This is a genomic window from Aureisphaera galaxeae (assembly GCF_028561275.1).
In the GTDB taxonomy this organism is placed as follows: domain Bacteria; phylum Bacteroidota; class Bacteroidia; order Flavobacteriales; family Flavobacteriaceae; genus Aureisphaera; species Aureisphaera galaxeae.
In genome coordinates, this window is record NZ_JAQQTF010000007.1 from 156,951 (window position 1) to 178,045 (window position 21,095).

Annotated in this window: 11 protein-coding genes; all 11 read right to left on the bottom strand. The window is 44.3% G+C overall.

Annotated elements, in window-relative coordinates; genetic code table 11:
- Nucleotides 1–11: 11 nt before the first annotated feature.
- On the bottom strand, nt 12–3,077 hold the full coding sequence (locus tag POV27_RS13880) for a hypothetical protein (RefSeq protein ID WP_272863387.1): 3,066 nt from the start codon (nt 3,075–3,077) through the stop codon (nt 12–14).
- Nucleotides 3,078–3,463: 386 nt separating this feature from the next.
- Nucleotides 3,464–4,354 (bottom strand): pirin family protein, encoded by an 891-nt coding sequence (locus POV27_RS13885; RefSeq protein WP_272863388.1) that lies wholly within the window; start codon nt 4,352–4,354, stop codon nt 3,464–3,466.
- A 115-nt stretch (nt 4,355–4,469) separates the two neighbouring features.
- Nucleotides 4,470–5,330, bottom strand: a complete 861-nt coding sequence (locus POV27_RS13890) for a T9SS type A sorting domain-containing protein (protein WP_272863389.1) — start codon at nt 5,328–5,330, stop codon at nt 4,470–4,472.
- Nucleotides 5,331–5,358: 28 nt separating this feature from the next.
- Entirely contained in the window at nt 5,359–8,757 is a 3,399-nt protein-coding gene (locus POV27_RS13895) for a T9SS type A sorting domain-containing protein (protein WP_272863390.1), read from the bottom strand.
- A gap of 31 nt (nt 8,758–8,788) precedes the next feature.
- Nucleotides 8,789–9,607 (bottom strand): T9SS type A sorting domain-containing protein, encoded by an 819-nt coding sequence (locus POV27_RS13900; protein WP_272863391.1) that lies wholly within the window; start codon nt 9,605–9,607, stop codon nt 8,789–8,791.
- Nucleotides 9,607–10,365 (bottom strand): glycoside hydrolase family 16 protein, encoded by a 759-nt coding sequence (locus POV27_RS13905; RefSeq protein WP_272863392.1) that lies wholly within the window; start codon nt 10,363–10,365, stop codon nt 9,607–9,609. The genes POV27_RS13900 and POV27_RS13905 overlap by 1 nt, the downstream gene beginning before the upstream one ends.
- The gene (gene bglX, locus POV27_RS13910) at nt 10,366–12,657 is read right to left on the bottom strand and encodes a beta-glucosidase BglX (RefSeq protein ID WP_272863393.1); all 2,292 of its coding nucleotides are present in this window, start codon (nt 12,655–12,657) and stop codon (nt 10,366–10,368) included.
- Nucleotides 12,658–12,666: 9 nt separating this feature from the next.
- On the bottom strand, nt 12,667–14,310 hold the full coding sequence (locus tag POV27_RS13915; RefSeq protein WP_272863394.1) for a glycoside hydrolase family 16 protein: 1,644 nt from the start codon (nt 14,308–14,310) through the stop codon (nt 12,667–12,669).
- A 13-nt stretch (nt 14,311–14,323) separates the two neighbouring features.
- The gene (locus POV27_RS13920; protein ID WP_272863395.1) at nt 14,324–16,348 is read right to left on the bottom strand and encodes a PKD domain-containing protein; all 2,025 of its coding nucleotides are present in this window, start codon (nt 16,346–16,348) and stop codon (nt 14,324–14,326) included.
- Nucleotides 16,349–16,358: 10 nt separating this feature from the next.
- Nucleotides 16,359–17,828 (bottom strand): RagB/SusD family nutrient uptake outer membrane protein, encoded by a 1,470-nt coding sequence (locus tag POV27_RS13925; RefSeq protein ID WP_272863396.1) that lies wholly within the window; start codon nt 17,826–17,828, stop codon nt 16,359–16,361.
- A 9-nt stretch (nt 17,829–17,837) separates the two neighbouring features.
- The gene (locus POV27_RS13930; protein ID WP_272863397.1) at nt 17,838–20,885 is read right to left on the bottom strand and encodes a SusC/RagA family TonB-linked outer membrane protein; all 3,048 of its coding nucleotides are present in this window, start codon (nt 20,883–20,885) and stop codon (nt 17,838–17,840) included.
- Nucleotides 20,886–21,095: the final 210 nt, after the last annotated feature.

A 21,095-nucleotide genomic window follows, 5' to 3' on the forward strand; every position in this document is an offset into this window, starting at 1 on the left:
CCTCAGTGTTTTTAGTTATTGATCCTGTAATTGTATTCGTTGTTGCTAAGCACATGACCATCTTGGTCCTCAACATGCTGCAAACGGTTCTCATCGTCATAGAAAAAATGACTCTGGTAGCCCCGTGGATCGGTAATTGTGCTTACCATCATCTGTTCATTATAGACAAAGGTGGTCACCATACTCTCTGGTAGTGCTTGGCGGAGTTCGTCGATCTCACCAGCGATGAAACTGCTGGAAACACTGTTGTTCACCCCAGTCAAGTCGAAACCACTAATAAGTGACATTTGGTTATAGGTCGCATTCTCGATCTTGGCCACGGGCAAGCGGAAATCGTAACCCCAGATATAGACGGTAGGCGTACCATTTGCCTTTTTCATTTGTACGGGGTTGCCTTCACTGTCATAGGCCTCGAACTGAACCCTAGTCTCAGGAGCATCTCCTCGACGTGATACCTGTATGGATTGGGGAAGAATAAGTCCACCTGAATCCTGTAAAAGGGTTTTTTGGGTAGCTATCAGTTCGTCCTGTCCACCTTCACGCAAATAAGTTTCTGTTTGCAGCGGAGCAGAAATCCGGTTGTCTGCAATAAGATTGCTGGTATAAGGATCCCCGGGAAGATCTTCTGGGTACTTGTATTTGGCGACCAAAGTTTCATTGTTGTCACTGGTCGTACTTTCAGACTCGCTAGGCAAATAGAAGTTAGTACTATCGTAAACGGTTGTGGATGCCGTGGTCACAGGATTCCCGTTCAAATGGTGGGTACTTGTGCCTTTGGTCTTTTTGCTGTACTGTAATTTGTGATTCAACACGATTGGCTTAATCCTTGCATAGCGTTCCACATTGATACAACCAATATTGTTGCCAGCGACACATTGGGTAGGAGAAGGAACGGGGCCGGCAATACTATAATCTCCGTCGATATAGTATACTGTGATATCTATCCCATCATTTCCAGGATCGGACATAACTGGGAACTTCAATTGTTGATTCCCATCATCTCCCGTCGTTAACGATTTGTAATACACTTCATCATAGAAAGAAGTGTCTGTATCCAGCTCGTTTTCAGATTTAGAAAGAAGATTGTTTGCTTGATTGTACGCATATTGTTCCTTTAACTGTCCTTGGGATACATGGGTAAAATACTCGGAAGGGAAGGGCGATCCCTGTTGGGTTCGTATTCCCAAAGGTGCACTCCCGCTGTCATTATTGTAGAATACATGCTCCGTACGTCCCGTCTCGGCATTGCCACTTACTACGTTGATATCACGTTCTACCACCTTGCTGTAGGTGATGTAGGGCTGGTCGCCCATCACCCCTTTGGCGGACCTGAAGTATTGGGTGCCCAGAGTTGGGGTGTTATTGTGAAAGTACCGGTGTGGTTTAGAATATGCGAGATCCGGCAATACCCAAGCATCCAAGTGCTGATTTTGGTATTCGAACTCCTTTTTCGTCTCTATCGCCCCAGTATCAGAATAATTGGCGATGGAAGCCACACGGATGCCATTGGCTTCTGTATTCCCGTTAAGATGCTCTTCATAGTTGAATTCTGAATATCCTCCCGTTGGGTAGTGCATCTGGGTAAGGATTCCAATCTTGGCGTCGTTAAAGCTAAAACTTCGGTCCCCTCCGCCAGGATTGGGAACTGCGGGCTGTCCATTTTCGGGTGCTGGAAAAAGATCCTGTCCATCTGCTTGTCCATTATAACATCCAAAAATGTCCTGAGCCTTAGAATCCCTAGCTGGCATAAGCGTTGGGCTTTGGTATAGAAAGGAGTACTCCTTTTCGTAGTCGTAGGTGGGGCTTGCGGAACCTTTTCCACCGATCTCGATCTTATCCAGCTTCAATCTTTTGTTGTATTGTCCCGTTCCAGTCCCAAAATAGGTCTGATGAAATTTAAATGTGTTCATCACACTACCATCCAAGGGGCTTTTTATGGTGATTTTCTCAATCTTGTTATCTACATCGGTGAGATCCACACGCGATCCTAATGTGATATCGATAATCGTCTGGCCATTATGGATAACAGATTTTAGCGCCAGCTGATCAATTTTGTAGGAAGTGCCTGCATCGGCAGTACGACTGCTCCATTGTTGTGTGTCTTGGTTCCAGGTATCGATACGCTGGGTTTCCCAAGTATAAACGGGTTGTTGCCAAAGCCCTAATGTCTGGTAAGCAAATTCGTAAACATCCTTCCCGTTGGCCGAAACGATCTTAGTCAACAACCAAGAAGAGATATAGTCCATAGTTGTTGGTCCTGAAGGCACTCCGCTCGGATGAGAAGTATCCAATCCATTGAACATATGGGTAGTCTCATGTTCTTCAAAATAATAGGTGTTCCCCGACCCATCAATGATTTCCCAATCTGTAGAGGAACCGGGTGTTGAAGCTGGACTATCCGATTGTACAAATTTCAGTTTTGGGTCGTTCATTGCGATAGGAACAATGGAGTTGCTGTTCATATCGTAATTCATCAACACCTTATCGCCTAACCCTGGAGCACTTATACTATGGCTGTCTAACGCGAGGTCATAGACATTGGTCTGCACGCGGTCCAAAAACTGGAAGTATTCATTAGCTTCGGCCACATCGGCAAAAGTATTGCTGGTGCTAGGCGTTGTTGAAGTGCTCACGGATTTATCTACGAATCTCTCATATTTGTCCTGTAATGGGCCGCTTTTGTAAAGCGTTTCATAGATGCCTCCGGTTCCTTGGGTCACGTTAATATAATTGTCTGCCAACCCATTTACGTTACGTGTAATACGTCCGCCCAAGTTAAGATTCCATCCCATTCCTACCCCGGAAGCGATACTCTCTACCTTTCTGGCATGGATGTCATAAGTCAATGAAATGGGTAAGTCCATTTCCAGCCCTTTAAAGGTGTACAATGGAACAGAAATGTTGGGTGTACCGGTCCTAAGATTGACTGGGATGCTCCCGTAATTCCCAAATGCTTGGGCCTCTGGTGAATTTGGGGTTTGGATCATTTTACCGAGTTCTCCCTCGGCATTGAATTCCTCCTGCGCATAGGAGATCGTGCCTATAAGACATAGACACGCAACAAGAAATTGTTTCATACTTGCGTTTGTTTTTAATGAATAAATAGTTCTGTAGGTTGTTGTAAGGACAACCTATAATCGTGTTCTGCGCTGCCATGGAGAGAGTTGGCAACTCTTATTTGGAGGGAGATAATGCGCTGGGAAATCAACGCATTGCAAATGTACTATAATAAACGAGTGCTATGTTACAATGTTACACTGGAAACATATAAGGCACTCCAAAATCTTGAAATTTTAAATACGTTATTTCATGCTAAAGAATCATTATTAAGAGTTAAGGCTCGTATCTCTTACGAACAACTGGGCAATAGTAGTAATTCTTTAAAAGAGGGCGATGTGCATTTCGTTTTTCGGTCGATTCTATTTGTTAAACGGTAAGCGATGAGGGAGGTATGGGGATTCACTCATCGCAAAGGCCCTTTGGGCTCTGGAAGGGGAATGTAGGTGTCATCGCCTGGCACTTTTGGAAATCGTTTTTGCATCCAGTTTTCTTTGGCAACCTCCAGACGTTCTTTGGAAGAGGAAACAAAATTCCAGAAGAGAAAGCGTTCTTCGGGAAGGGCCTTCCCTCCGAAAAGCAGAATACGGCTTCCTTTTTCTAACGTAATAATACATTCATCCTCGGTTTTGGAAATAAGCATCTGTCCTTGTTCAATGGCTTCACCATCATTCAGCACCTTGCCTGTTGTCACAACAATGGCAATTTCGCCTTCCAATTGGCCGTGGATTTCCAAACAGGTTTCCTCATGTGCTCTTACGTCTACCATAAAGAGCGGGGAATGCACCGGTAAAGGCGATTTTCTTCCAAATCCTTCGCCTGCCACCAGGGTGATTTCCAAATTGTTTTCTTGCCAATGGGGAAGCTCATTTTTCGCTACGAAATCGAAACGGGGTTCCATTTCTTCCTTGTCTTTGGGCAGTGCCACCCAGACTTGATAACCGTGCACGGGATGCGACTTTCCATCTCTTTGATGTTGGGGTGTTCGTTCTGTATGGGCGACTCCTTTTCCGGCGGACATAAAGCCCACATCTCCTGCTTGGATGTGTTTTACAGCCCCGGTGCTGTCCCGATGCTCTACTTCACCTTCCAATAAATACGTAAGCGTAGAAAGCCCAATATGAGGATGCTGATCCACATCCATATACCTTCCTGGGCCGATATGGGAAGGCCCCATGTGATCGATAAAGGTGAAAGGGCCTACTTGTCTCTTTTTTCTGAAGGGCAGTAGCCTTCCCACCAAGAAGTTCCCCAGATCCCGAGAGCGTTCTTCAACGAGCATTTTATTGTTTCCCATGGCAAGCTTTTTATCCCTTAAAGTTACAACAATATCCCACCGAATAAAATAGGAAAGGGGTGCTGTCAGCACCCCTTTGACTCAAACTTAATAAAATATAAAAAATGAAAAAAAATTACTTTCTAATGAGTTTTACGCTTTGCGTTCCTGCGTCGGTTTTTACCTGTGCGAAATACACCCCAGCATTGAGGGATTCGTTATTGATCGCCACAGCTGTGTCATTCACCGTTTGCTGTGCAACCAGTTTTCCTAGCACGTCGTAAATAGCTACGCTTTGAATGTTCTGATTTGTAGTTGAAATGTTCCAAACCTTGTTCGCAGGATTTGGATATACGGAAACATTCACCGCATTTATATCATTTACACTCAACACAGGCGCGGTTACTACGATATTTCCTAAAGCAGCTTCGTCTGCTGGATTTGCATTTACCCCAGAAACGTAGAATCCGTACTGTACCACAGCATCTTCTGGCGCCACATCGGTATAGGTAATGGAAAAATTCTGTCCTGCAATTAACTCGGCAGTTTCAATTTTCAACACAGAGAAATCCCCGTTAAACACCTTAATGAAAGCCATGGCGGTGTATTCAGAATCTAACGTATTGCTTTCGGTGTATCCATTAAAGGTAAGTTCACTGCCTACTAGGCCATTATCCTCTACAAAGGTGTTTCCTTCAAAAATCTTATTTCCTTCCCCCGTGGTTTGGTTTACCCAAAACGGATCGGTTGGGTTATCTGCATAGGTATTGAAGTTAGGGTGTAGTGTAACGGTTCCCGCTCCCACATCTATGATTGTTTGAATGTCTGGGACACCCCACACTTCTCCAAAAACATATCCTCCTCCATCGGCTGGAAGATCAAAAACATTGGCAAAGCCAATCCAACTGGCTCCCGCATCTACTTCTACGGTGTTTTGTGCCTGTACTCCCACACAGAAGCTAAGCACTAGTACAATGGTTACATAAATCTGTTTCATAATATCGCTTTTTAGTTATTATTCGAGTTTAATTTTTAAGTATTCGAACCGTTTTGGTTCCTCTTTCCGTTGCAATGACAACTAGGTATACTCCTCTTTCCAAGATGGACATGTCCACTTCCACAGAAGTCGCATCTGGCGCCTTATCCATTAATTTTTGTCCTAAAATGCTGTATACCGTGATTGTTTCAACAGGATCATTGGCCTGTACATTCAACTTTGAATCTACCGGATTCGGGAAAGTTTGAATGTTGGAAAGATTGTTTTCATCTACGCTTAGTAGATCGCAGTCTATCGTTACATCACTAGCACCGCCGGTGTTCACTACATAGATGTAGTAAGCTTGTCCACCCGTAACCGGAATGGTAGTCGAAGTGGATGGGGCACATTGGTTATCGAACCAATCTACCAGTACCAGATCACTTACCGAAGCGTTTTCATCGGGAGCCGTAAAGAAGTTCACAAAACTTGCTCCTGCAGGAGAGGCTATGGCCGCAGAAATAACGCCATCACTTTCAGGAGTAATGTTGTACCACACTCCGTTGGCACCATCTATATTACATCCAGATGGATTGTCACCTTCCACCGTAGCATATTGTAAAGCCACATTGGTATCGGTGTATGGGCATCCTAATTCGTCTACGTCGATAGAGTTGCCGATCGCGTCATTCGTTGGTGGAATGAAATCGCAGGTCATGGAAAGTTCGAAGTTTCCGGTAGCTCCAGAAAAACCATGAACCAGAATATAATAAGTGGTTGCCCCGTCGCTTTGGAAACTCACCGAAGATTGGAAGTCGGTACAGTTGGGATCATCGTCGTTTCCTACAACGCAGGTCAATGGGGGTGCGCCACAGTCGCCTGTGTACACAGAAATCTTAGTATCGTAGTCTGTATTGGCACTACAGGTAGTAATGAAAATATCGGCAGCAAAACCGGAGGTGTCGTCAAATACATACCAAACTCCTGGTGCACTTGTGGTCGTGTCACAATCGGGCGCAGCAGCTGTATCATCGGTTGCATCTATGGTCGTTCCCATGATCATATCGCCACAGTTAATAGGCACAGCATTTTCGCATAGATCATTGGCTGGCGGAATGATGATATTGATCTGCTCCAAGTTGTCCCAATAGAAGATATTGGTATTCGGATCTACGACATTGAAATTCATAAATACGGTCACCGAATCGAAGGTAAGATCGCCTTCCGAACTGAAGTCGAACGTAAGTTCTTCCCACGCATTGGTCTGTGTCATGTTCACTAGGCGCTCTACATTGACACCTGTTACGGAATTTTCGAGTTTCAGTAATACGGGCAAGTCGGCCAATGGAGACCAAACGTCCATAATAAAGCCTTTGTCCACACTTATATCCAAGGTGGTCACTGGGATATTTACCCCTGCGAAAGCCGCGTTGCTTGGCACAGTGTTTTCGGCCACATTGGCTGAGGTATTGATACCCGAAGCATCCGGGTTTGCAATCACCTGAGTAAAGGATCCGTTGAAATCATTTAACGGAGGCTGATTCCCTTCAAAATCAATTGGCAGAGTCGCTGGGAAGTTGAACTGTTCCAAATTGTCCCAATAGAAGATATTGGTATTGGGGTCTACCACATTGAAGTTCATGAACACTGTGATAGAATTGAAGGTTAGCCCTCCTTCGGTACTGAAATCGAAAGTGATCTCTTCCCATGCATTGGTGGTGGTCATGTTTACCTGTCGTTCCACATTGACCCCTGTCACCGAATTTTCTAGCTTCAGCAACACTGGTGTGCCTGCCAAGGGAGACCATACATCCATTCGAAAGCCTTTTTCAACCGTAATATCTACATCTGTCGTAACAGGAATATTCACTCCAGCAAAAGCTGCATTACTAGGCACGGTATTTTCAGCTACATTGGCCGATGGATTAACTCCTGTTGGATCTGGATTCGCAATCACCTGAGTGAAGGATCCGTTGAAATCGTTAAACAATGGAGGTGTGCCTTCAAAATCGAAAGGTAGCTCTACAACGGTAGCACCAATATCGAACTGCTCTAGGTTATCCCAATAGAAGATATTCGTGTTAGGATCTACTACATTGAAGTTCATAAAGATGGTTACGGAATCGAAGGTTAACGCTCCTTCGGTACTAAAATCGAAAGTGAGTTCTTCCCACGCATTGGTTGCAGTCATATTCACTTGCCGTTCTACATTGACTCCCGTTACCGAATTTTCAAGCTTCAGAAGCACCGGAGTTCCAGCGAGGGGAGACCACACATCCATGATGAATCCTTTTTGTACAGAAATATCTACTGCCACAGGAATGTTCACTCCAGCAAATGCGGCATTACTCGGAACCGTGTTTTCAGCTACATTGGCTGAGGTGTTTACTCCCGTTGCATCCGGATTGGCAATCACCTGAGTGAAGGATCCGTTGAAATCGTTGAATGTCAAGGTTTGCCCACCTTCGAAATTGAAGGGAAGCGATACTGGCGGGGTTCCCAAATCAAACTGTTCTAGGTTATCCCAATAGTAAACTTGCGTACTGGGGTCTATTACGTTGAAGTTCATGAAAACCGTAACCGAATCGAAGGTGAGCGCTCCTTCTGAACCGAAATCAAAAGTGAGTTCTTCCCACGCCGCTGTTGTGGTCATATTTACTTGTCGTTCTACATTGACGCCTGTCACCGAATTTTCTAGCTTTAGAAGTACGGGTGTGCCCACTAGAGGGGACCAAACGTCCATGATGAATCCTTTTTCTGTTGAGATATCAATATCCACAGGAATGTTTACCCCAGCGAACGCAGCACCACCTGGAACCGTGTTCTCAGCTACGTTGGCACTCGGGTTTACTCCAGTAGGATCTGGATTGGCTATAACCTGTGTAAATGAGCCATTAAAATCGTTGAAGGTTAGTGCTTGTCCTTCAAAATTGAAAGGAAGGGAGGGAGGTAATACGAACTGCTCCAAGTTATCCCAATAGTATACTTGGGTATTGGGATCGATCACGTTGAAGTTCATAAAAACCGTGATCGAATCGAAGGTCAAAGCTCCTTCCGATCCGAAATCGAACGTAAGTTCTTCCCATGCACCTACTGCAGTGGTATTAGCCTGTCGCTCTACATTGACACCCGTTACCGAATTTTCCAGTTTCAATAAAACCGGGGTGTTTGGTAAAGGAGACCAAACATCCATAATAAATCCTTTCGCAGTAGTAATGTCCAGCGAAAAGGGAATGTTTACTCCCGCAAATGCTGCACTGGCGGGAACCGTATTTTCGGCTACATTGGCCGAAGTGTTGATTCCCGTTGCATCAGGATTTGCAATAACTTGTGTAAATGACCCATTAAAGTCGTTAAATGTTGGAGGTGCTCCTTCGAAATCGAAAATCACTTGGGCATAGCCAAGTGAAGTGATTAAAAAGGCAAAAAGAAATGTAATTTTTTTCATAATACGATATCTAAAAGATGAATTCCTCAGTTTAGTTCTTAATTAATTTTAGGGTTGTCTCTCCTGATAGGGAAACAACTTTGGCAAAATATATTCCTGATAACAAGTCGCTTACATCAACCATATGTTGAGTTGTATCAGGGAATTGTGTTTTTATGACTTGGCCAGAAATATTATAAATCGTTATTTTCTGAAGGGCGTCATTCGCTTTTACGGTCCAGTAGTTATCCATAGGATTGGGATAGGCAGTAATAGTACTTTCATCGAGATCGGAAACGTCTAAAACGGAATCTGAAAAGGAGATATCATCGAAGTAAATGATATTGTCCGAGGTGCGTGCATCGAAATCGGGAAACACAATGATTTGATCAATGTCCGTAGAGGAGGGCTCCCCAATGATCGAAGTGAAATCGAATACCAATTCTTCCCAAGCATTTACTACGGTATTAGGTACTTTTAATTCACCTGTAGAGGCTCCTGGCAGGGTAGCAAACTTAACTCCAACATCGCTAATAACCGATTTCCAAACCTTAACCCGAACAATGGCATTATCGGCCGTTAGTGTGAAAGTCCCAATATCTGCACCATGCATAGACTCAACACCTGCGAAGGGCGCTCCTTCCTGCAGGGCTGTGAACTTTGCCACCGTGGCCGAAGTGTTGATTCCAGAAGGATCTGGATTTGCAATGATTTCTAATGGCGGATTGGTGCCATTCTCGAAAACAGTCCAAGTCCAGTCGGCTCCAAATTCTCCTGCTTCAAAAGTTATCGGATTGTTTTGAGCTACCCCAACAGAGGTGACAAAAAATGCGATAAGGCATATAAATATTTTAATGTTAACTCTATTCATTAGTGTTTATAAATTTTTATATAGTCAACAATGAATTCTTGCGGAAAGATGGAATCGTCTACGTCGGGTCCTCCAAAATTTCCTCCAATGGCCATATTCATAAGCACATAAAAAGGCTTGTCGTAGGGCCATGTATCTGCATTTTTTTCTTGAGGCGAAAAGTGATATACGTGTTCGCCATCTATATAGAAATCGATGGCCTCCTTTGTCCAATTGATTTTGTAGGTATGAAAACCCACTTCGATATTGGGAAGTTCTGTTTTCTTGGAATTAATGGTATTCCCGAAGCTGGCTGGGGTATGTAATGAGGTATAAATAATCCCCGGTTCCCTGCCCACGTATTCCATGATGTCTATTTCCCCACATTTTGGCCAGATGTTGGTATCAATATCATTCCCCAACATCCAGATCGCGGGCCATAGCCCATGTCCTGTGGGCAGCTGGGCGCGCACCTCTACCGTTCCATACTGAAATTCCATTTTGTCCTTGGTGGTAATCCGACTGGAGTTGTAAATAGAATCCCTTTTGGTTGCGGTAATGATTAAAAAACCATTTTCTAGGCGTGCATTTTCCTTGGTGTAAAGTTGGCGTTCATTATTTCCCCAACCACATAAATTGGGACAACCATCGCCCAATTCGTAATTCCATATTTCTTCATTAAGGGAAGCCCCCTCAAAATTATCTTCGAAAAGAAGCTCAGGCGAGGAATCGCATGAAACGAAAAGTGCTAAGAGCGATATGTAAAAAAGAAACTTCATTTATTTAAGCTCGAATGTTTTGTGGTATTGAGTAGAAGAACTCCCCCCAACAAACACGTGGAATTCGCCGGGTTCTACCAGCCAATTACCATGATTATCATAGAACCCTAATTCTTTATGCGTCAGAGGGAAGGAAATCTTCTTGGTCTCACCTGGGGCTAGGGTTACTAATTCAAATCCTTTTAGTTCTTTTACGGGTCGGGTTACGGAGGCATATAGGTCGCGGATGTATAGCTGCACCACTTCTTTGCCTTCTACTTTCCCTGTGTTGCTCACTTCTACTGAAACATTTACGGTTCCATTTTGAGCATAAGCATTGTCTACGGATAGTTTGTTATACGCGAAAGAGGTATAGCTTAGCCCATGTCCGAAAGGATACAGTGCAGAATTTTGTTCGTCCGTATAATGCGACCAGAACACTAGGTTCGGAGCTGGAATTACAGGACGCCCCGTATTTTTGTAGTTATAGTATAATGGCACCTGCCCTAAACTTCTAGGAAAGGACATCGGCAATTTTCCACTCGGATTATAATCGCCATAAAGCACCTGTGCAATGGCATGTCCGCTTTGGCTACCCAAATGCCAAGCCTCTACAATGGCAGGAATGTTTTCATCGGCCCAACTGAGGTCTAATGGACGACCGTTATTTACGACCAAGACAATATTGGGGTTTGCCCTGTGGATTTCTTCCAACAATTCTTGTTGAACGCCAGGAAAGTCGATCGTAGTTCTACTTCTTCCTTCTCCACTCATAAAACCAAGTTCACCCAATACCATAACTACTATATCGGCAGCCTTAGCTGCCGCAACTGCTTCGGGGAACCCGCTTTTGTCGTCTTCATTTATTTCAATTTCCGTAATGAAACTGGTAGGACCTTTGGCGATATCGGCGCCTTTGGCATAGTTCAATTCGTTTCCAGAATATGCCTGCATTCCTTCCAATACGGAAACAGCTGTATTGTCATCTGCTGCAATTCTCCAACTTCCCAATGGGCTGTTTTTGTCAGCGGCTAAGGAACCAATAAGGGCGATCTTTTTGCCAGATTTATCTAAGGGAAGTAGATTCCCTTCATTTTTTAATAATACAATGGATTTCTTGGCGACATCCAGGACAGCATCGTGATTCTCTTTGGAATTGATTTCGCTTTTTTCCCTTTCCAGATCACAATACTTATAGGGATCGTCAAATAGACCCAACTCGAACTTCACCCGAAGAATTCTTCGCACAGCGTCGTCTATGACAGTTTCGTCCACCTTTTTGTCCCTAACCAATTGGGCTAACTCGGCTACATATAAATAGGATTCCATGTCCATATCAGATCCGGCTAAAACGGCCAATTCTGCGGCATGCTTTCCATCTTTGGCATAACCATGAGCGATCATTTCGCGAATGGATCCCCAGTCTGAAATAACAAAACCATCGAATTCCCACTTTCCTTTTAAGATGTCCCGCTGAAGGAACTTATCTCCCGTAGCAGGGATTCCATTCAATTCGTTAAAGGAGTTCATAAAGGTGCGCACTCCCGCTTCTTTAGCCGCTATAAAGGGAGGGAAAACGGTATTGTAGAGGGTCGATGTGCCAAAATCGGCGGTATTATAATCCCTGCCTCCTTCAGCAAATCCATATCCAGCAAAGTGTTTGGCACAGGCGGCAATGGTTTTTTCTGAGGATAAATTGTCTCCCTGAAAGCCTTTTACACGTGCAGCGGCGATTTTAGCACCCAAATAAGGGTCTTCCCCTCCGCCTTCCATGACACGTCCCCAGCGCGCGTCACGCGATATATCTACCATAGGGGCGAAGGTCCAATTAATACCGGAAGCAGCAGCTTCTCTAGCAGCCACTTGGGCTGCACTTTCTATAGCTTCCATATCCCAGCTAGCAGATTCTGCCAAGGGAATGGGACTCATTGTTTTATAGCCGTGAATAACGTCGAAACCAATAATGAGCGGAATGCCCAAACGGGTTTCTTCTACGGCAATTTTTTGAACGGCTCTTACCTGTTCTACACCTCGTACGTTCAACATGGACCCTACATAGCCTTTTCTAAGGTGATCGTATTTTTTTGCCGCATCTCCTCCTTGGGGAGCGGGGCCGGTAACATTCCAGAAACCATTGTATTGGTTCATTTGGCCAATCTTTTCCTCAAGCGTCATGATGCTGAGCAAAGAGTCTACTTTCTTTTCAATAAGAATAGGATCGGGTTTTGTTTCCGAAACTTTTTCGGCAACAGGTTCTTTATGTCCTAGGGGAAGGAACAAAAGCGCTATTAGGATACTGGTGAATATTTTCATGACTAAGGTTTATTGATACACTCTTACATAATCGATTTCCATAGTAGATTCCACAAAGCTGGGGTCAATTGTACCTCCAAAGGTTCCTCCCATGGCTACATTTAGAATGAGGAAGAAGTCTGCATTGAAGGGAAGGTTTCCATTGTTAAGTACCGTATGGTAGGGGACATCATCCACGAAGATGACGATCTCATTTTCATCCCATTCTACGGAGTAAACGTGGAATTCTGTCGAGGCATTGGGAACATCAATTTCGTCTCCATTGGCATTACCTCCAGACATTCCAGGATAATGCAATGTACCGTAAACCACGTCCTGATCATTTCCTATGTGTTCGGCGATATCGATTTCCCCGCAATTGGGCCAACCAATAATGTCGAAATTGGCTCCCAACATCCAGATCGCAGGCCAAGTGCCGCCACCCGTTGGGAATTTTGCACGTACATCTACCCTTCCGTAAGTAAATTCGAATAGATTTTCGGACTTAATGCGCGAAGAGGTATAATTGCTACTTTGGAAGGACTCGGCTCTCGCAGTAATCTTTAAGAGTCCGTCTTCTACAATAATATTTTCGGGTCTATCGGTATAATATTGAGACTCACCATTACCCCATCCGCCGTTTCCGGTTCCAATGTCATAGGTCCAATTTTCCGAACAAGGAGCTCCGTCCTCATTAAATTCATCGGCCCAAACCAAGACATCCATATTACCGCTTCCGGTATTGCCAGTAAGTCCAGAATCGCATTCGGGTTCCTGATTGCCAGAGTCGGGTACAAAGGTGTGGTACCAGGCCAATTGTTGTCCAGGAGGATCGAAAGGATCCTGAAGCCCACGTATAGTAAGTACATTTTCGGTAAGCTCTACAATTTCATAGGAAGTGGCACCCGACCAGTAAGACATGGTACTGTTGGTGACCGTGAGGGTTGAAGTACCATTCTCTTCCACAATGACAAACTCCGTGTCGGTCGCAATCTGGTTATTGATATCGCGGCACTCGTCCACAAATTCTCCCGGTGTTGCATCTGGGAAAAAGCGTTTTACTTCTGCCCAATTGATGAAGGAAGAACCTGCTGTATCTAGTTGAAATGTGTAGTTCCCTTGCCCGTCATGCATAAACGTAAGTGTGTCATCGTACAAACACGGATCCAATTGGTTGGGAGATGCACTAAAGAAATTCGGAAAGTCCACTGCAGGATCTCCCACTCCGAAATGACCGGCGTTGGAAGAGTCCCAAACCCAACGTTTTCCAACATTGGCAGCTCCAGCGATATTCTGAAGGGTAATGGCGTCGATTTCCAAAATCACATCCAGATCGATCACCACGGCCTGGGAACTGGAAGCACCTCCGGTTCCATAGGCAACCACTACGATCTCCTGTGAATACTGACCGGATTGTGTATATCTGAAAGAGGCTTGCTCCCCTTGTGTAATGATCACGGGATCACTTTCGGCCACGAAGAATACATGATAAATGGTGGCTCCTTGAGCACTAGGGGTAACGGTTACATTTCCAGATTGATCATTGGCAATAGAAACATCTATCGTAAGGTTGGTTGGGGTTGTTATGGCTCCAAATTCTGCATCATCCTCTTGGCAGGCCCAAACGAGACAGCAAAGGGATAAAATGCCTAATGTTCTTATAATCTTCTGCATAGCGGTAGCGTTTTTAATTTGCTAATTCAATTTCATCGAAATAATAGGTGGAGTCATCGCCAGGATTTCCAAAATCGAAGAAGATGACGATTCGGGTATAATCGGCCGAAGGGGCTCCACTAAAATCATAACTCAACTGTTCCCAACCATTGGCAACGGAGTTAACTATATCTACTTCATGGGTAATGCTGGCATCGGCATTCTCCAACTTCAGCTTTATGGTGATGCCCGAAGCAGGGGCATAGGTCATTACATTCACTCTATTAAATGAGCCGAGGTCTAATGGCGAAGCCACTTCAAAGAAAGTTCCTGCCCAGACTTCAGATCCAGCCGTTTTTACCTGACTGGCACTCATGGCCGAGGTATTGATACCCGAAGTATCGGGGTTGGCCACTACTTGTGCATCTTCAATATTTCCGAAAGAAACAAAGGTGGGCGGTGTTCCTTCAAAATCTTCAATAGCACTAGAAGGGAGAGTGGAAACAAGCCCGCCTTCACCCACTTCTATCTCATCGAAATAATATTCGGACCCGTCGCCTTCATTTCCAAAGTCATAGAATACCACAACTCTATTGTACTGGGCATCGGGTGCATCGGCGAAGTTGAAGACCAACTCCTCCCAAGCATTGGCCACAGTAGTGTTTACATCTACCTCGTGGGTAATGCTGGCATCTGCATTTTCCAGCTTGAGTTTTATCACTTTTCCGGTAGCGGGTGAATAGGATTTTAATCGCATTTTCTTCACGGCTGCGAACTGGATATGAGCATCGGTAAGTTCGAAGAAGGTTCCACCCCAAACCTGGGCTCCAACATTCTTCGTTAAACGAGCGCTATTAGGCGTTTCGTTCATGCCTCCAATAGATGGGTTGGCAGTGACAACAGTTTCCCCAATATCACCAAAGTCTGTAAACACGGGCGGCGTACCGTCGAAGTTTTCAACTAGGTCGAATTCCTCGGTAGCCAAGGTCGTTTGTGCAATATTATCGAAATAGAAAGTCGTATCGGTTCCCTCATTTCCGAAGTCATAGAAAATCACGATCCTAGAATATTCTTGAGATAGGTCGATCGTAGAGAAATCGAAGAATAAGGTTTCCCATGCACCAACGGCGCCCGTAACGGCATCCACTTCGGCTGCAATATTGGAATCCAATGCATTTTCAATCTTCAGTTTCACCGTAAGCCCCGCTTCTGGGGACCATGAATCCATTCGGAAAGCGGTATTACTACTAAAATCGATAGGGTCCCCTAGATCGAGGATCGTTCCTGCGAATACCTGCGCTCCTGCTTCTTTAAAGAACTGGCCCACAGTGGCACTGGTATTGATTCCTGAAGGATCTGGATTGTCTACAACAGAGCCAAACCCGCCTCCGAAGTCGGTGAATATATATTCCACTGTTTCCGATTCGAAATCGATAGGAAGTGCGAGAGGGTCTTCTATAAGGACCGTAACCGTTGTTTGTATGGTCTCACTTCCACCACTTAAGGCGGTAACCGTAAGCTCGAATTCCCCTACATCGGGATAGGTGTGTGTCAAAGTTTCCCCGATCATCATAGGTGTCGGTACTTCTCCGTCTACATCACCAAAAAGTACCTCAAAGCCAACCGCCAAATCGGCTGTGGCAGATACGGTGATCGAAAAATTATCTCCGGGAACCGGATTCACGGTAACCTCAAGGTTTTCGGGAGGTAAAAAGGAAACCGTAATAGGCTGTACAAACTGGGCCGTTTCCCCATTAATGTTTTGTGCGGTCAATGTGGCTTCGAAAGAACCTTCGCTATAAACGTGTTCTACACTGCTTCCTGGGGAAACCTCTGCTGTATCGGACCCATCGCCAAAATCGATGGTAAATAGGGAAGCTGACTCTCCACTAGGGGTTAAGGTGGCCAATCCCGAATTATCTTGCGCCATTTGAACCTGCAGGGCCAAATTGGACGGAACCGCGATTCCGTTAACCAAGCCCAAATCGTCATCCTCCGCACAGCCGATAAACAGGGCTACGGTGGAAATAAGACATATGATTGATAGTATTTTCTTCATGCTCTTCTCTTTAGTACCCTGGATTTTGTGCCCAGCGATTTCCGGTGAGTTCAATTTCTATTTGTGGAATGGGAAACAATTCGTGTTTTCCGGCCATGAAATTGGGAATTTCGGCAGCGGCCCTGCCCGTTCTTACAAGATCGAAGAATTGATGTCCTTCTCCCATTAGCTCCCAACGTCTTTCTTGATAAATGGCTTGGGTAAGGTCATTGCCCCCAAGGGAGAGATCTTCCAAGCCTGCTCTTTGGCGTACCTGATTTACATAGGTAAGTGCTACAGCATCGTTTCCGGCTCCGCGGTTGTGTGCTTCGGCCGCCATTAATAGTACATCGGCAAATCGAATGGAACGATAGTTATTGGGATTGGTAAGGTTTTGGTCCCCAATATTGGTATCTCCCTGTCTTGGGATGTATTTTCTGTTGAAAAAACCTGTATGCTCAAACCCTTCGGTCCAAGACACACCAGCTCCGTTGTTATAATCCTGATTGGCTTCGGCAAATGCCTCGATGTTTAGGATGGCGATGTCTCTTCTCAGGTCATTTTCATCATAACTATCGTAAGCTTCTTGGGTAGGAACATTAAAACTGAATCCTGATTCGAAAAGCGGGCCATTGAAATTTCTTGGTCCATTGAATCCTACAGCCACGTTCCCTTCACTACATTGTAAACAATCGAAGCCAGCTCCTTCCAAATCTGTGTATTGTACCTCGAACACCGATTCTTGGGTATTTTCATTGTCGTTTTCGAATAGCGTAGTGAAGTCTGCAATGAGGCTGTGGGGCCCTTCATTTATGAGTTCGTCCAAAACCCGTGCGGCATCCTGAAAATTATCTTGATATAGATACGCCTTGCCCAATAAAGCAAGAGCAGCACCTTTTGTAATTCTTCCTGTCTGTGTTTGTGTATAGGGAAGATTGTTGGAAGCATAGATAAGATCGGCTTCAATTTGTGCATAAACCTCAGCAGCAGGCGTACGGTCCAATTGCGTTTGCAAGGCAAAATCGATACGCTGATCTACCACTAACGGAACATCACCAAACCACTTTACCAATTCGAAATAGTAATAAGCTCTTAGAAATCGTGCCTGCCCTAAGACATTGTTTTTGTTTGGGAAATCGGTTTTATCCTGAAACTCCATGATGTAATTCGCTCGGTTCACCCCAGCATACATCCAACTCCAAATGTCGCGAAGCTGTTGGTTCACGGGTGTATGGATCATGTCGTCAATTTGCTGTATACCAATAACATCGGTTGCATTTTCCCCTCCCGCTAAGGTGTTGTTGGAGGCAATTTCCCCTACCATTACATTGAGGTAGGAGGATTGCAACATATCATAGGCGGCAATGAGTGCGTTTTGATAATCTTCTTCAGAATTGAAGAAATTTTCGGAGTTCTGATCCTGTGAATCAACATCGACAAAATCATCACTGCAGGAGAGTACAGTGAACAGAACTAGGATGAGTACTACTTTTAATTTCATGGCGGCTTATTATATTTTCAGGTTAACTCCAAGTAAATAGGTTCTTGGTGTTGGATACAGTCCTTGATCGAATCCACCTCCAATGGGAGCTCCTGTGGAAACAGTGGGATCGTATCCTCTATATTTTGTTAGTGTGAAGGCATTGCTTACAGACACATAGAATCTCAATTTGGCTAATCGCAATTGTTGCAAGGCTTTTTCACTCAATGAATACCCCAATTGCATATTTTGGGCTCTAATGAAGGAGCCGTCCTCCACATAAAAGTCTGAGAAGACTAGGTTAGAAGTCGCTCCTGTGGTGACCCTTGGAAAATCATTGGAAGTTCCTGCACCTGTCCAGCGATCCAAATAGTTCGTGGTTCTGTTGGTACGGGGGTGATTTCTCTCGTAATTGCGAACAATATCATTACCGATGGAGGCAAAGAAATAGGATCGGAAATCTAGGTTTTTGTATTCGAAGGAAAGATTCAATCCCAAGGTAACATCTGGAATAGGATCTCCAATGTTGGTACGATCTTCTTCATTTATAACTCCGTCCCCATTTTGATCCACAAAGCGGATATCTCCAGGTTGGGCTTCTGCTCCAAGCGCTATTTGAGAAGGATGATTATTTACTTCATCTATATTTTGAAAGAGTCCATCGGTTTCAAATCCGTAATAATACCCTAACGGGAATCCTTCTTCCATTCGTGCTGGGAAGGCCTGTCCAATACCGAAAGCACCTCCTGGTTCAAAACCAATTCCGTTATTTACGCTTAGTACTTCATTGTCTAACCAAGTAGCGTTAAAATTGACATTGAATGAAAAATTAGGGGAAAGCTTGTCCTGATAACCAACAGCCATTTCGAAACCGGTATTTCTCACAGTCCCCGCATTCGCCAAAGGGTTTCCAGAACCTGGCCCAGTAGAACCTGTGGTACCCGAAGTTTGTACTACCAAAAGCAGATCTTTTGTTTCCCTATTGAAATAGTCTACTTCAAGACTTAGTTTATTCTGAAGGAAGCGCGCATCCAACCCTACATCTAGGGTTTGTTGTTCTTCCCATTTAATTTCTGGGTTGGAAATGGCACCAATGGCTGTTCCAAATTCCAATTCGTCATCGAAAACGTACACTCCTTCTCCATTGAGTAAGGAAGCAAACCCAAATGCCGGAATTCTGTCGTTACCTATAATACCATAAGAACCGCGCAGCTTCAGGAAGTTGAAAATGTTGCTGTCCGACATGAAATTTTCGTCCGAAACGATCCACCCTGCCGAAAAGGAAGGGAATATTCCGAATTTGTTGTCTGGACCAAAAGCGGTAGAACCATCTCGGCGAACGACTGCAGAGAAAAGATACTTTCCTTTATAATCATATTGCAAACGTCCGAAATAGGATAATAGTCGCGAATCGAAGACCCGATTGCTGCGTGTCATGAAATTATCCACGATGGTTTCTGCATCGTTGATGTCTACTTGCGCAAAACCAACATCGGGAAGATTGATTCCGGTAATGCTGTAGGTGTCACCTGTGGTCTTGAAAACCGAGGTTCCTACCGTAAGATTTACTTTATGGTCTTCCCAAAAGGTATTGTCATAGGAAATGAAGGCATCGAAGGTGTAATCCCTAAAGAATTGTGTGTTTTCAACCAAAACGCTCACGTCACGGTCAAATACCTTGTCCGAAACACCCTGAACCCCAAAATCGGCCACCGGGAAATAGAATCTTCCGCGTACTTCCGAATAATTCCACTGGTAGTTTACTTCTGCAGAAAAATTATCGAGGAAATTGTAGTTAAGCCCGAAAACACCACTTATTCTGTCCACTTTGGTGTTGTTAAACGTGCTTTCTATTTGAGCCAATGGATTAATTACCTCAATAGGAAGGTTTTCGGCTCTCGAAAACCCATTTTCCGTTCTTGGAAGCAAGATTGGATCCATGTTCAGTGCGTTGTACAAAACAGATCCGATAGCATTCTCCTGAAGTGTTTTACGTTTCGTTCCCGTGTAAATTAAACTGGATTTGAACTTAAGGTTGTCAAGCAAATCCGTATTGTAATTGAGTCGTGCCGTATATCTCGTAAAGTTGGCCTTGTCCCCACCTACAATTCCATCCTGGGTGAGCAAGGAAGCCCCTGCAGAATAGGTAGACTTTTTAGATCCTCCCCGCATGGTAACACTATTATTAAGTATAGGCGCTCTAGAGAAAACCTCACTTTGCCAATCCGTTCCACGGCCCAATCCATTAATATTATTGAATAAGATGGGCTCTCCATTGGCGGCGAAAGCCTCATTGGCTAACAGTGCATATTCTGTAGCATTTAAGGTGGGAAGACTCCGAGTGGTTTCTTGTATTCCACCATAGGCATCGTACTCTATGGTGATGGGAGATTGCTTGCGTCCCGTTTTGGTCGTAATCAGTACCACACCGTTTGCAGCACGAACCCCATAGATACCAGCGGTGGCATCTTTTAATACATTAATGGTTTCAATATCCCCTGGATTGAGGACACTAAGGTCTTCAATCACGTTACCGTCTACCAAAATAAGTGGACGGTTATCCCCATTGGTTGAAATACCTCGAATCCGAATATCCAAGGCACTTCCTGGCGAACCGGATTGCGACGTAATTTGAACCCCTGAAATTTGTCCCTGTAATGCTTGCTCTATTCTGGCGGGTTTTAATTCTTCAATTGTTTCGGAAGAAATAACAGCAACCGCTCCGGTGATTTCCTTTTTCCGCTTGGCACCATATCCAATAACCACGATTTCATCCAAGGAAGCAATGTCTTCTTCCAAATAGATGGTGATGGCCGTATCGGACGCGACGGTTACTTCTTGGGTTACAAACCCGAGGTAGGAAATGACCAAAACATCGCCGGACGATATATCGTTAATTGTAAAATTTCCATCGAAATCGGTGGTGACCCCATTATTAGTTCCCTTCTGAACTACAGAAGCACTTAAGAGGGGTTCGTTGGTTCCTCTGTCGAGAACCGTTCCACTCACACTAAATGACTGGCCAAAACTTACCGAAATGGCCAAAAATGCACACAAAAAAAAGAAGCAATTCCTCATAGGCTGATTAATTACCGAAATATACCCTCATACAAAATGATGAGGTCTCTTTTTCGCTATATAAAAAGTATACAACGCAACGAAATGAGCCTAAAATTGAGAATATGATGTAAAAAAAGCCCTAAAAATGGGGCTTTAGCAAAATTTACCTACTTTTTTTGTTTAATTATTAATTACGAAAATTAATCAAAAATACCAAAATGTTGTGGT

Coding starts and splice junctions, on each gene's coding strand:
- POV27_RS13880 (WP_272863387.1), bottom strand. CDS start 3,077: ATGAAACAATTTCTTGTTGCGTGTCTATGTCTTATAGGCACGATCTCC.
- POV27_RS13885 (WP_272863388.1), bottom strand. CDS start 4,354: ATGGGAAACAATAAAATGCTCGTTGAAGAACGCTCTCGGGATCTGGGG.
- POV27_RS13890 (WP_272863389.1), bottom strand. CDS start 5,330: ATGAAACAGATTTATGTAACCATTGTACTAGTGCTTAGCTTCTGTGTG.
- POV27_RS13895 (WP_272863390.1), bottom strand. CDS start 8,757: ATGAAAAAAATTACATTTCTTTTTGCCTTTTTAATCACTTCACTTGGC.
- POV27_RS13900 (WP_272863391.1), bottom strand. CDS start 9,607: ATGAATAGAGTTAACATTAAAATATTTATATGCCTTATCGCATTTTTT.
- POV27_RS13905 (WP_272863392.1), bottom strand. CDS start 10,365: ATGAAGTTTCTTTTTTACATATCGCTCTTAGCACTTTTCGTTTCATGC.
- bglX (WP_272863393.1), bottom strand. CDS start 12,657: ATGAAAATATTCACCAGTATCCTAATAGCGCTTTTGTTCCTTCCCCTA.
- POV27_RS13915 (WP_272863394.1), bottom strand. CDS start 14,310: ATGCAGAAGATTATAAGAACATTAGGCATTTTATCCCTTTGCTGTCTC.
- POV27_RS13920 (WP_272863395.1), bottom strand. CDS start 16,348: ATGAAGAAAATACTATCAATCATATGTCTTATTTCCACCGTAGCCCTG.
- POV27_RS13925 (WP_272863396.1), bottom strand. CDS start 17,828: ATGAAATTAAAAGTAGTACTCATCCTAGTTCTGTTCACTGTACTCTCC.
- POV27_RS13930 (WP_272863397.1), bottom strand. CDS start 20,885: ATGAGGAATTGCTTCTTTTTTTTGTGTGCATTTTTGGCCATTTCGGTA.